The organism is Glaciimonas soli (assembly GCF_009497155.1).
Lineage (GTDB): Bacteria > Pseudomonadota > Gammaproteobacteria > Burkholderiales > Burkholderiaceae_D > Glaciimonas > Glaciimonas soli.
Map to the genome: position 1 here is coordinate 126,673 of NZ_WINI01000008.1, position 12,643 is coordinate 139,315.

11 protein-coding genes are annotated in these 12,643 nt (G+C 48.8%); 7 read left to right on the top strand and 4 right to left on the bottom strand.

Translation table 11 applies throughout. The features are described from left to right. Positions 1–250: 250 nt before the first annotated feature. Genes hemH through GEV47_RS15985 form a run of 3 tightly spaced genes read right to left on the bottom strand, consistent with a single transcriptional unit; the run spans position 251 to position 4,060 of the window. Entirely contained in the window at positions 251–1,351 is a 1,101-nt protein-coding gene (gene hemH / locus GEV47_RS15975; protein WP_153235781.1) for a ferrochelatase, read from the bottom strand. 60 nt (positions 1,352–1,411) lie between these two features. Continuing rightward, a complete protein-coding gene (gene recN / locus GEV47_RS15980; protein ID WP_153235782.1) occupies positions 1,412–3,091 on the bottom strand; it encodes a DNA repair protein RecN in 1,680 nt (559 codons plus the stop codon). 33 nt (positions 3,092–3,124) lie between these two features. Then, complete coding sequence (locus tag GEV47_RS15985) at positions 3,125–4,060, bottom strand: NAD kinase (RefSeq protein WP_153235783.1); 936 nt, start codon at positions 4,058–4,060, stop codon at positions 3,125–3,127. Between the two features lie 277 nt (positions 4,061–4,337). Between GEV47_RS15985 and hrcA the strand changes: the two genes are divergently transcribed. Next, positions 4,338–5,390 (top strand): heat-inducible transcriptional repressor HrcA, encoded by a 1,053-nt coding sequence (gene hrcA, locus GEV47_RS15990; protein WP_153235784.1) that lies wholly within the window; start codon positions 4,338–4,340, stop codon positions 5,388–5,390. A gap of 62 nt (positions 5,391–5,452) precedes the next feature. On the opposite strand, the gene fur is transcribed toward hrcA, so the two are convergent. After that, positions 5,453–5,872 (bottom strand): ferric iron uptake transcriptional regulator, encoded by a 420-nt coding sequence (gene fur, locus GEV47_RS15995; protein ID WP_153235785.1) that lies wholly within the window; start codon positions 5,870–5,872, stop codon positions 5,453–5,455. A gap of 74 nt (positions 5,873–5,946) precedes the next feature. Between fur and GEV47_RS16000 the strand changes: the two genes are divergently transcribed. The 6 genes from GEV47_RS16000 (at position 5,947) to leuS (ending at position 12,594) form a co-directional block, all read left to right on the top strand. Further along, positions 5,947–6,474, top strand: coding sequence for an outer membrane protein assembly factor BamE (locus GEV47_RS16000; protein WP_153235786.1), 528 nt, complete (start codon positions 5,947–5,949; stop codon positions 6,472–6,474). A gap of 98 nt (positions 6,475–6,572) precedes the next feature. Continuing rightward, positions 6,573–7,382 carry a 4-hydroxy-tetrahydrodipicolinate reductase gene (gene dapB, locus GEV47_RS16005; protein WP_153235787.1) on the top strand — a complete coding sequence of 270 codons (810 nt, stop codon included), beginning with the start codon at positions 6,573–6,575 and terminating at the stop codon, positions 7,380–7,382. Positions 7,383–7,399: 17 nt separating this feature from the next. Further along, on the top strand, positions 7,400–8,107 hold the full coding sequence (locus GEV47_RS16010; protein WP_153235788.1) for a MotA/TolQ/ExbB proton channel family protein: 708 nt from the start codon (positions 7,400–7,402) through the stop codon (positions 8,105–8,107). A gap of 18 nt (positions 8,108–8,125) precedes the next feature. Continuing rightward, a complete protein-coding gene (locus tag GEV47_RS16015; protein WP_153235789.1) occupies positions 8,126–8,566 on the top strand; it encodes an ExbD/TolR family protein in 441 nt (146 codons plus the stop codon). A 224-nt stretch (positions 8,567–8,790) separates the two neighbouring features. Continuing rightward, the gene (locus GEV47_RS16020) at positions 8,791–9,801 is read left to right on the top strand and encodes a VirK/YbjX family protein (RefSeq protein ID WP_194270687.1); all 1,011 of its coding nucleotides are present in this window, start codon (positions 8,791–8,793) and stop codon (positions 9,799–9,801) included. Between the two features lie 147 nt (positions 9,802–9,948). Next, the gene (gene leuS / locus GEV47_RS16025) at positions 9,949–12,594 is read left to right on the top strand and encodes a leucine--tRNA ligase (protein WP_153235791.1); all 2,646 of its coding nucleotides are present in this window, start codon (positions 9,949–9,951) and stop codon (positions 12,592–12,594) included. Positions 12,595–12,643: the final 49 nt, after the last annotated feature.

Genomic DNA, 12,643 nt, shown 5'->3' on the forward strand with positions numbered 1-12,643 from the left:
CTGTTTTCACGAATGACGTGATGATACCTTGTCGCTGCTTGCTACCTGTGAAAAATAAAGGCACAGGATTTATTCTGTGCCTTTGTTTTTGCGAATAAGTCATACGAAATCATCGATTTAAACAATCCCGCCGTCATCCTCGCGAACGCGGGGATCCATGTTACGTAACTTGGACCCCCGCGTCCGCGGGAATGACGAGCGTATTTGAATAATATGTTGCTCGTCATTTGCCAATGGCACAAAAGCGACTTTACGCTCCCAATCGCGTCGCTTCCGCACGCTGGAAATCGTTAAGCCGTTTCTGCGCGTCGACTTCTGAGCCAGATAAACGTGTAGGCCAGCCGCTTAATTGCTCTTCTGCGATCGTCGCCAAAGCATGTATCCATGCCGGTGCTTCGTTCAGACAAGGGATCAGGTAAAACTCTTTACCACCGCCATGGATAAAATCATTTTTGACTTCGATACCTATCTCTTCCAAGGTTTCCAGACAATCACTGGTAAACCCCGGACAAATCACGTCTACTCGCTTTAATCCTTGCCTGGCTAGCAGTTGTATGGTCGGTGCAGTGTATGGCTGCAACCATTCGGCTTTGCCGAAGCGTGATTGAAATGTCACCACATATTGATCTTGAGACAAACCCAGCTGCTGCGCCAACAAACGCGCAGTCTTATGGCACTCGCAATGATAAGGATCGCCGAGCAGCAAAGTACGCTTGGGTACGCCATGAAAACTCATGACCAGTTTTTCCGACCGGCCATGCGTCGTCCAATGCGTCTGTACCGAGGCTGCCAATGCCGAAATATAGCCTTCATGATCATGATAATGCTTGATCAGCCGTAGCTCCGGCACATTACGCACCTGCTGGTAATGACTGAAAACTGCATCAAAAATGGAAGCGGTTGTCGTTGCTGAGTATTGTGGATAAGCTGGCAAAATCAAGATGCGATCACAACCATCTTTCTTCAATTTATCCAAAATGGTTGGCAACGATGGCGAGCCATAACGCATGGCGTACACCACCTCAAGCTGATGTCCGCGCTCGCCCAAGTAACCACGCAACAACATCGCTTGTTTCTCGGTATGTACTTTCAGTGGAGATCCGTCTTTGCTCCAGATAGAGGCATATTTGTGCGCTGATTTACCAGAACGGAAAGGCAAAATAATGCCATTCAAGATACACCACCAAATTGCGCGAGGAATTTCCACTACGCGTGGATCAGACAAAAATTCTTTCAGATACTGCCGCACTGCGCTGCTGGTAGGCGCATCCGGCGTGCCCAAATTGACAAGTACCACAGCAATTTTTGCTGTGGTACCGTGAGAGAAAGGTGGTTCTTTTTTAAAACGCATGCAACATCCTGAAATATAAAAAAGAAACCCTTCTCACACCCGCGAGAGAAGGGATAATTCCTACGAAGCCAATAATTCTCGCGCATGTTTGCGCGTGGTTGCGGTGATTTCCAAACCGCCTAACATCCGGGCGATTTCCTCAACCCGATTTTTGCTATCCAAGCCATCAATCGCCGATATCGTTTTATTGGCAAGGCTTTGTTTGCTAACCTGAAAATGCTGATTTGCCTGACTCGCCACTTGCGGCAAATGCGTTACGCATAATACTTGACGCGCTTGCCCCAGACGCTTCAGCAAACGGCCAACCACTTCGGCAACGCCGCCGCCAATACCGCTATCGACTTCATCAAAAATCAAGGTCGGCGTCGCCGTTGCGCTGGAGGTAATCACCGAAATGGCCAAAGCAATCCGTGCCAACTCACCGCCGGAAGCCACTTTCGCCAATGGTCGCGGCACCACGCCAGCATGACCAGCAACCAAAAACTCAACCTGTTCGACACCATACGCCGCTGGTTCACACGGATTCAAGGCAATCGCAAAGCTACCACCGCTCATGCTTAAATCCTGCATCGCAGCGGTTACTGCGGTACTCAATTCTTGCGCTGCTTTGCTGCGTGCTTTGGAGAGCTTCTGTGCCAACTGTAAATAGTGCGCTTTGAGCTTTTCTTCTTGCGCACGTAAGGCATCGAGATCGCTGGCGTCGGCCAATTGGCGCAATTGTGCGGCCAGCGTAGTAAATTCATCGGGAAGTGCGTCCGGCTCAACTCTGAATTTACGCGCAGTCGAATGGATTGCTTCCAATCGGCTTTCTACTTCGCTCAAACGTGCGGGATCCAATTCAACCCGACTCAAGTAATCGTTAAGCGCATATACCGCTTCTTGCAATTGAATGCGTGCTGGTTCCAGTGCTTCCAGTACCGGCTTGAGATTATGATCAAGATCCACCAATTTGCCGATTTTAATATTCATTGCCGACAATTGAGAAAGCATAGGATGATCCGCTTCCGAGATCGTATTCAAGGCTTCTTGCGCACCTTCGATCAAGCTGGCCGCGTGCGACAAACGGCTGTGCTCGTTGCTGATGTCGTCCCACTCGCCCGGTTTGACGGCGAGCTTTTCAAGTTCATTGACTTGCCATTCCAGTCGTTCACGCTCTAACAATACGTTCTTGGCATTGATCTCAAATTCTTGCCGTTGTTTGGCCAGCCCTCGCCAGTTTTTATAAGCGGCAGAAACCGCCAGCAGATCGGTTTGCAAACCCGCCTGGCCATCTAGCAACTGACGTTGCGCATCCGCTTTCAGCAACGATTGATGCGCATGCTGACCGTGAATATCCACCAGCATTTCACCCAATTCGCGCAGTTGTGCGGCGGTTGCCGCGATGCCGTTGATATAGGCTTTGGAGCGTCCGGCATTGTCGATCACGCGTCGCAATAACACGCCACCTTCTTCGCTTTCGAATTCATTGGTGGACAGCCAGCTTCGTACTTCCTCGCTGGAATCTTGAGGACTACCTTCGGCGTAACGTGAAACAGAAAATTCAGCGGTAATGTCGGCCTTGGCGGCGCCTTCGCGTACCACGCTGGCATCGCCGCGACCGCCTAACGTCAGCGCTAAAGCATCGATCAAAATAGATTTTCCAGCGCCAGTTTCACCGGTAAAGACGGTAAAGCCGGCGGCAAGATCAAGCTCTATGGCATCAACAATTACAAAGTCGCGAATGGAAAGTGTGCGCAGCATGGGTCAGTCAGGATTAGGAGAAAGAAAACAGAATTATCGCAGTTGTCCATCTACTGATGGATATTCATTCCAGTGCAATTTTTCGCGCAAAGTGGCGTAATAACTCCAGCCGGCAGGATGTAAAAAGGTAATGGTGTGCTCAGAACGTTTAATCACAATCCGGTCACCGCGTTGCAAGTTGGCGAAAGATTGCATATCGAAATTGACACTAATATCGCGACCATTCGTCATGTTAATGATTTCTATCTCAATCTCGCTACTATCCGGTATAACAATCGGCCGATTCGACAAAGCATGCGGCGCAATCGGTACCAGAACAATACCGCCTAATGAAGGGTGTAATAACGGGCCGCCGGCCGATAAAGCATACGCCGTAGAGCCGGTCGGTGTGGCGACGATCAAACCGTCAGAACGCTGGTTATACATAAAACGACCATCAACCTCGACGCTCAGCTCCGCCATGCCCGAGGCCGCACCACGCGATACCACGATATCATTAAATGCAAGGCCGCTAAAAATAAGCTCGTCACCACGTTTGACGTCACCTTGCAACAAAGTGCGATGCTCCGTTTCGAATTGTCCATCCAACATTTCACCCAAGACCGGCAACATGCGGTCGCGCGAAATATCGGTAATAAAACCAAGGCGGCCTTGATTAATCCCGATCAGCGGTACGTCATAAGGCGCTAGTTGACGCGCGATGCCGAGCATGGTGCCGTCGCCTCCGACCACGATGGCTGCATCGGCTTGCTGACCGATTTGCTCCGGCGTCATGGCAGCAAGACCGATTAAAGCTGCATCAGCCAAGTTGCGCGCTGTCTCTGATTCAAGTACGACATTATGTCCGCGCGCCTGCAAAAAATCTGCGACCTCGGTTAACAGCTCCGCAATACCGGCGGCATAATATTTACCGACGATGGCAATGGTTTTGGGCATATTCTGCTGGTGAGTTTGGGTTATCGGGCGCATAGTGGCGATTAGACCATAATTTAGTCGCAGCTTAAAGCTCCACTTTTTTCTTAGAATTTACGCAGAGCGGCGGCGGGTGGCGCATTTTGTGCTCATAGCGGCGAAGTTCTGAAAGAAAGTCGTTAATTTCCACTATGGTCATTCATGCGTAACCCGATTACCACTATCCACGTCAAAAGACCGTGGGCACAAAATACGCTACCCGCCGCCGCTCTGGGAAAATCATACTTCTACAAGACGCTGGCACGCTGGCCTTGCACTCGCTAAAATACACACTATGCAACTTGATAATCGCGCTCAAACTCTCCTTAAGGCCTTGGTCGAACGGTATATCGCTGACGGCCAGCCGGTTGGTTCGCGGGCGTTATCCAAAGTATCAGGATTAGAACTATCGCCTGCAACCATACGCAACATCATGGCCGATCTGGAGGAAATGGGCTTTGTCGCCAGCCCGCACACCTCCGCCGGACGCGTACCGACACCGCGTGGCTATCGCATGTTTGTTGACACTTTATTGACTGTTAATGCGATCGACGAAAGCGTTCTCGAATCCAGAATGCAGTCGCATTTGCCGGCACATGCATCATCGGGAAATAACTCACAAACCAATTCGCAACAAAAAATTATCACTAACGCTGCACAGGTATTGTCATCATTGTCACAGTTTGCCGGCGTCGTATTGACACCGCGACGCGAAGCTATCTTTCAGCAAATTGAATTTTTGCGCCTATCGGAAAAACGCATTTTGCTGGTCATTGTCAGCCCTAATGGTGATGTACAAAATCGTTTATTACTCACCGACGTGGACTACACGCCATCGCAATTGATCCAGGCGGCCAACTACATCAACCAACACTACGGTGGACAAAGCATAGACGCGGTGCGTATCCGCTTACAAAGCGAAATGCGCCAGCTACGCGACGATATGACGCGCTTGATGCAAGCAGCGGTCGAAGCCGGTAGCGACGCCATGACAAACAATACTGATGAGGTAGTGATTTCAGGCGAACGCAATTTATTGAGCGTGACGGATTTATCGTCAAATATGGCCTCATTGCGCAAACTGTTCGATATGTTTGAGCAAAAAACCAGTTTAATGCAATTATTGGATATTTCCGGTAAAGCCTCAGGCGTACAAATTTTTATCGGCGGCGAATCGCAATTGATGCCGATGGAAGAAATGAGTGTAGTTACCGCTCCTTACGAAGTGAACGGCAAGATCGTTGGCACTCTGGGAGTAATCGGACCAACGCGCATGGCTTACGAGCGAGTGATTCCGATTGTAGATATTACGGCAAAGCTACTTTCTAATGCATTGAGCCAAAGCTAAAGATAACGCCAGGCGGAAAGGCCTTGCGCTTTTCCGGCCCGACGAACCATATAGCCTCGGTTTTATTTCTTAATGCAATTTTTGCAATGTCCATACAACGCTAACGCATGATCAGCAATTTCAAAACCGTGCTCTTTAGCAACGACTTTCTGGCGCTTCTCAATCTCGTCGTCAAAAAACTCTTCGACTGAACCGCAAGACAGGCACACCAAATGATCATGGTGGGAGCCTTCGTTGAGTTCAAAAACGGCTTTGCCAGTTTCAAAGTGATTGCGCTGCAACAAACCGGCTTGCTCGAACTGCGTCAACACGCGATAAACTGTTGCCAAACCCACATCGAGATTGTCATTAAGCAGAATCTTATAGACGTCTTCAGCACTGAGATGCCGCACTTCGCTATTCTGGAAGATTTCCAGGATTTTCAGACGTGGCAGGGTAGCTTTCAGACCGCTAGCTTTTAATTCAGAAGGATTGTTAGGCATGTTTTGATCATAAATGAAGGAACTGCTTTATCATATAGCGTTTTAGCACAATAACTCAATCAATTGAGATCCATATGCGCATCTTGTTTTCGTCTCCTGTTCGATCTTCTGCCCTGACATTGGCTGCAATCTGTGTCGCTTTACTTGCTGGTTGTGCCTCAAAACCACCAGTGAACCCAGCATCTGGTGAAACTGCCGCAGCCGATAGCGCGACCGGCTCAGGTGTACAAACTGTCAAAAGTCATCGCTTTTTGGGGATCTTCTCTCCTTATCGCATCAATATCCAGCAAGGTAATTTCATTTCTAAAGAAATGATTTCACAAATTACAGAAGGAATGACAACTGATCAAGTGACCTTTGCGCTCGGTACGCCATTACTGACTGATATGTTCCACGCGAATCGCTGGGATTATGTATTCCGTATGCAAAAAGGCAATGGTGAAGTCACTTCAAGTCGCGTCACGATCTTTTTCCAAGACGGTAAAGTTGCAAAAATTGAAGGTGGCGAGAATCTGCCAACTGAGAGCGAATATCTGGCACGTATTTCTGGCGATTTGAAAGGTGCTCAGCGAGAAGACGAACCAGAAAAGAAAAAGAGGTAACGCGTCAGATGACGCAGTCTCGTTAAACGTTAAGGCTTCGAATTAATTTAGTTATCGAAGCGTCAAGCACGCTCATTTAGTCACATCAAGAAGTCATTATGAATCAAATGAAAATTGCGGTCGCCGGCGCCTCTGGTCGCATGGGGCATATGCTAATAGAAGCAATCGAACAAGCTGATGACGCCAGGCTAGCCGGCGCCTTGGATGTCGCGGCAGCACCTGGAATTGGCACCGACGCCGCAGCTTTTTTAGGCAAAACTTCTGGCGTGTTGATTGAATCCGATTTAGCAACGTCTTTGGCTAATGCCGAATTTTTGATTGATTTCACACGACCAGAAGGCACGCTAAAACATCTGGAATACTGCGCTGCCCATGGCGTCAAAATGATTATCGGCACGACAGGCTTTGATGATGCCGGCAAAGCTGCGATTGCCGCAGCGGCAAAAAAAACGGCGATTATGTTTGCGCCTAATATGAGCGTCGGCGTCAATGTCACCATGAAATTGCTGGAGCTGGCTGCCAGGAATTTCTCGCACGGTTACGATATCGAAATTATCGAAGCCCATCATCGTCATAAAGTCGATGCGCCATCCGGTACGGCATTGCAAATGGGCGAAGTGATTGCCGCGGCTTTAGGTCGCAAGCTTGATGACGTTGCTGTTTATGCACGTGAAGGTGTTACTGGCGCACGCGATCCGTCATCTATCGGCTTCGCAGCGATTCGCGGTGGCGACATCGTCGGCGATCACACTGTATTGTTTGCCGGTGATGGCGAACGCATAGAAATTTCACACAAATCGTCCAGCCGCGTTCATTACGCCCATGGCAGCTTGCGCGCAGCGCGCTTTTTGCGTGACAAAGTCACTGGGTTATACGATATGCAAGATGTATTAGGTCTAAAAAACTAAGACTGAAAATTAAAGCAATGGACACAAATCTCGGGTTAGCGCACTACTGGGCGCAGGGCGATGCCATCTCTCATACCGTTGCTTATGTATTGTTGGCGATGTCCGTCGTTAGCTGGTTTTATATCCTGTCTAAAACCTTGAGTTCATGGCGCATTCGTCGCAGCGCGGCGGCATTGGACGGTTTTTGGCAAGCACCTACTGTTGCCGATGCGATTAATGTCATTGAGCAGGCCGATAGTGAAAACGTATACACGCCGTTAGCTAAACAAGCCGCTCTTGCCGCAGCCATCAAAACCCCGTCCGGCAATAGCTCCGCCGCGTCCTCAGCGACATCGCTAAATGCCGCAAGCGATCTTAGCGAATTAATTACCCGCACCTTACGTCGGGAAATTACGCGCGTATCGTCACGCCTGGAAAATGGACTAACCTTGCTGGCATCAGTCGGCGCGACCTCTCCTTTCGTTGGCTTGTTTGGAACTGTGTGGGGGATCTATCATGCGCTGATGGCAGTCTCCGGCTCAGGCACCGTACAAATTGATAAAATCGCGGGGCCGGTCGGCGAAGCCCTGATCATGACAGCCTTGGGTTTATTGGTCGCCATTCCGGCAGTGCTGGCGTATAACGGCTTCAATCGCGTGAATCGGATTACCTTGGCAGAATTGGATGGATTTGCACATGATTTACACGCACATCTGACAACCGGTAGCCGTGTTGGCCAACCGTAAAATCATCACTTAAAAATCATGGCATTCGGCGGATTCGACGACACAAAGCAGAACGCACCAATGGCGGATATTAATATCACGCCGATGGTCGACGTCATGCTCGTCTTGTTGGTGATTTTTATCATTACCTCGCCATTGTTTGTCCATGCCATCAAAGTCGATTTACCCACCGCACAAGCCGCTCAGGCTTCGGAAAAACCGGAAACCATTGTATTGTCGATTAATCATGATGGTAAATTTTTCTGGGATAATGATGCGGTTGAAGAAGGAGAATTAACGGTTCGGCTGGCCGCTGCCAGCAAAAAGCAGCCGCAACCTGAATTACAACTACGTGCTGATAAAGACACCCGCTATGAAACTTTGGCGCAAATCATGTCTTTAGCGCAAACGAACGGTTTGACCAAAATTGGCTTCGTGACCGAACCCAAAGCAACTAACGCCGCACCCATCACTAAATAGTCGCAATTGTCGCTAAATTAGGCTTTTTAACTCCTTCCGTACCCATCCCATCATCTTTCATCAGTAGCAAACCACACTGCATCCCCACAGTATTTGTCAATTACGTCGCTTTATCACCACACAAAATTAATTTTCCAAAAGCAACAAAATAGGTAAGAGGATCGTCTAGAATGTATCTTTATGTTTCTAAATGTATCTTTATATTTCAATATCATTGCCCACCTATGACCTCGCCTTACACCCCATTCATTGAGTGGTTGCTTCATGCTCCAACTGGATTGCTTCGGTCATTTGCCGTTAACGATGCTATTTCTATTTCGCAACGCCCTGCGCAACGCACCACAAAAATTAATTTGCATGCTGGCCAAAGCGATTCAATAGGATATTTATCTTTTGTTGCCAAACAAGTAAAAAATAGCTTTCGTACATTAGCCAATTATCACCATACAAAACAATGGCTTTGTTATTGGAATACTTCTCCGCAGCACATGCAATTAGCCAGTGCGACGCCGCGGTTAATGCAAAAAATTTATCGCCCTTACCAATCTATTCGTCTATCGATTCAAGACCGGCTCGCCCTGTTAACTTCGCACTATAATTTTGTGCTCCAACATGGACTGGGGTCACTGACACTGCGCGCCGCAAACAGTCCCGTTTTATTAGTCAGCTTCAATGGCAAGTCCGACACCACATATGAAATCTATTTGTCAGCGATGGCAACACTGGATAGAGAAGGTGAATTAGTACTGGAGCTATGCAGCAATCAGCAGCTTTTATTCTCCATCGCGTTTACCTTCTGCAACAAAGAATTACAGCCATGCGTCAGGGTCGGTTGCCTGCAAGGTCCGCGCGGCGATGACAGACAAGAGCGCGTACGCGCAGCCACACGCGACATGTTCGGACTGCGTCCTAAAAATTTGGTATTGCGCCTGGTTCGTGAAATTGCTCAAGAATTTGGCTGCAAGAACGTGATACTGGTCTCCAATGAGCATCGCGTCATGCAGTACACGCGCAAAGATAAGCTATTCGCCAACTATGATGAATTTTGGTTGGAATCTGGAGCGATACGGCGCACTGATGGCGACTTCCAACTTGCTTGCGACCACATTCCTGTGACCAATCTGGAAGAAATTCCATCAAGCAAACGCTCTGAGGCAAGAAAACGTATAACACTGACTGCCAATGCCGCAGCAGCAATACGTGGCTATTTAAGCAACTATTATCACCCCTCCTAAATCAACATCCTGCAATCGCGCATCTCGTAACTTTCGCCTCCCTTCACAGCACTGCCCTACTCGACCGACTGAACCAGTATAATCACTGGTTCAGAAGTATCGGCACGACTATTTGCAATCTCATTCATTTTTTTACTCCCATTCGCCATGCAAGAAAAATACAGCCCCGCCGACGTCGAAAAATCGGCGCAAGACTATTGGCAATCTATTGCCGCTTACAAAGTAGTTGAGCACGCAAAAGACAAAAATGGTCTAGACAAGAAAAAATTCTTCGCCTGCTCAATGTTGCCATATCCATCCGGCAAACTGCACATGGGGCACGTGCGCAATTACACCATCAACGACGTGATGTACCGCTATCTGCGGATGAACAATTACAACGTCTTGATGCCTATGGGTTGGGATGCATTCGGTATGCCTGCGGAAAATGCTGCGATCGCCAACAACGTGCCGCCAGCGCAATGGACTTACAGCAATATTGAACATATGAAATCGCAGCTGCGCTCGATGGGCTTAGCGATTGACTGGTCGCGTGAGATGACAGCTTGTAAGCCAGAGTATTACAAGTGGAATCAATGGATGTTTTTGAAGATGCTGGAAAAAGGCATCATCTACAAAAAAACCGGTACGGTAAATTGGGACCCTATCGATCAAACGGTATTGGCCAACGAACAGGTAGTTGATGGTCGTGGCTGGCGCTCAGGTGCGCTGATTGAAAAACGCGAAATCCCGATGTATTACGCCAAAATTACCGACTACGCCGAAGAGTTGCTGGAGTCAGTCGAAACTAAGTTACCGGGCTGGCCAGAGCGTGTCCGTTTGATGCAAGCCAATTGGATAGGTAAATCAACCGGCGTGCGTTTTGCATTCCCACACACGATTGCAGACGATGGCAAGCTGATTAACGATGGCAAATTGTGGGTGTTTACTACCCGCGCCGACACCATCATGGGCGTCACATTTTGCGCTGTCGCTGCCGAACACCCAATTGCTACTTTCGCCGCAAAAACCAACCCTGCATTAGTAGAATTTATCGCTGAATGCAAAAAAGGTGGGGTCGCTGAAGCAGACATGGCGACCATGGAAAAGAAAGGCATGCCTACTGGTTTATTCGTCACGCATCCTCTCACCGGACAACAGGTTGAAATCTGGGTCGGCAATTACGTATTGATGACCTATGGCGATGGCGCAGTGATGGGCGTACCGGCACATGATGAGCGCGACTTTGGATTTGCCAATAAATACCAGCTTCCGATCAAGCAAGTCATTGCAGTTAAAGACAAGGAATTTTCAACTGCCGCCTGGCAAGAATGGTACGGCGATAAAGAAAATGGTATTTGCATCGCCTCGGGCAAATATGACGGCCTAGGCTTTCAGGCAGCGGTTGATGCGGTGTCGGCCGATGTCGCGGCACTCGGCCTTGGCGAAAAGAAAATAACCTATCGTCTACGCGATTGGGGTATCTCACGCCAACGCTATTGGGGCACACCGATTCCTATCATTCATTGTGCCGATTGCGGCGCAGTACCGGTGCCAGAAAAAGATTTGCCAGTCGTCTTGCCGGAAGATTGCGTGCCAGATGGCAGCGGCAATCCACTCAATAAACACGAAAAATTTCTGCACGTAGATTGCCCAACGTGCGGCAAACCGGCACGACGTGAAACCGACACGATGGATACTTTCGTCGACTCGTCGTGGTATTACATGAAATACACTTCGCCCGGTTCTGAAGCTATGGTCGATGCGCGCAATGATTACTGGATGCCGATGGATCAATACATCGGTGGTATCGAACACGCAGTCATGCATTTGTTATACGCACGTTTCTGGACCAAAGTGATGCGCGATTTCGGTTTGGTCAAATTTGATGAGCCATTCGTCAATTTGCTCACCCAAGGAATGGTACTCAACGAAACCTATTATCGCGAAGAAGCCAGCGGCAAGAAAATCTGGTTCAACCCAGAGGACGTCGATCTGACTTTTGATGATAAAGGCCGGCCGTTAACGGCAATCCTGAAAGCGGATGGACAAGCAGTCATCATCGGCGGCACGGAAAAAATGTCGAAGTCGAAAAACAACGGCATCGATCCACAAGCTCAGATTGAGCAATTTGGAGCCGATACCGCACGCTTGTTTACGATGTTTGCCGCCCCACCGGAACAAACTCTGGAATGGTCGAACACTGGCGTCGAAGGTTCTAATCGATTCTTGCGTCGAGTCTGGAATTTTGGTTACGCGCAAGCTGCCCACATCACGCCTGGTGCAGTCATCAATGCGGCAGAACTGTCCGCAGAACAAAAAACTCTGCGACGTGAAATTTACAAGAATTTGCAACAAGCGGATCACGACTTAAAACGTATTCAATACAACACCGTGGTATCAGCTTGTATGAAAATGCTCAACACATTGGAGGCTGCAAAACTGGAAGATGTACCTGCCAGCAATGCCGTGTTGACTGAATGTTTCTCGATTTTCTTACGCGTGCTCAACCCAGTCGCACCACACATTACGCACGCTTTGTGGCAGGAACTGGGCTATGCAAAAGCGCAAGGCGATATTCTCGACGCCAGCTGGCCGCTTGTGGACGAACAGGCCTTGGTACAGAGCGAAATCGAATTGATGATACAAGTGAATGGCAAATTGCGCGGCAGTATCACAGTTGCCAAAGATGCCGATAAAGCGACCATCGAAACACTCGCGCTGGCCCATGAGAATGTGCAAAAGCATGTAGAAGGCGCAACGCCGAAAAAAATCATCGTCGTGCCCGGGAAATTGATCAATATTGTGGTGTAAAGCTACGCCAGTAAACACCTCGTCATCCTCGCAAATGCAGGGATGATGA

Excerpts from the sequence above, each read along its gene's own strand:
- hemH (WP_153235781.1), bottom strand. The coding sequence starts at position 1,351 with ATGCGTTTTAAAAAAGAACCACCTTTCTCTCACGGTACCACAGCAAAA.
- GEV47_RS16020 (WP_194270687.1), top strand. The coding sequence starts at position 8,791 with ATGACCTCGCCTTACACCCCATTCATTGAGTGGTTGCTTCATGCTCCA.
- hrcA (WP_153235784.1), top strand. The coding sequence starts at position 4,338 with ATGCAACTTGATAATCGCGCTCAAACTCTCCTTAAGGCCTTGGTCGAA.
- fur (WP_153235785.1), bottom strand. The coding sequence starts at position 5,872 with ATGCCTAACAATCCTTCTGAATTAAAAGCTAGCGGTCTGAAAGCTACC.
- leuS (WP_153235791.1), top strand. The coding sequence starts at position 9,949 with ATGCAAGAAAAATACAGCCCCGCCGACGTCGAAAAATCGGCGCAAGAC.
- GEV47_RS16000 (WP_153235786.1), top strand. The coding sequence starts at position 5,947 with ATGCGCATCTTGTTTTCGTCTCCTGTTCGATCTTCTGCCCTGACATTG.
- recN (WP_153235782.1), bottom strand. The coding sequence starts at position 3,091 with ATGCTGCGCACACTTTCCATTCGCGACTTTGTAATTGTTGATGCCATA.
- GEV47_RS15985 (WP_153235783.1), bottom strand. The coding sequence starts at position 4,060 with ATGCGCCCGATAACCCAAACTCACCAGCAGAATATGCCCAAAACCATT.
- GEV47_RS16010 (WP_153235788.1), top strand. The coding sequence starts at position 7,400 with ATGGACACAAATCTCGGGTTAGCGCACTACTGGGCGCAGGGCGATGCC.
- dapB (WP_153235787.1), top strand. The coding sequence starts at position 6,573 with ATGAATCAAATGAAAATTGCGGTCGCCGGCGCCTCTGGTCGCATGGGG.
- GEV47_RS16015 (WP_153235789.1), top strand. The coding sequence starts at position 8,126 with ATGGCATTCGGCGGATTCGACGACACAAAGCAGAACGCACCAATGGCG.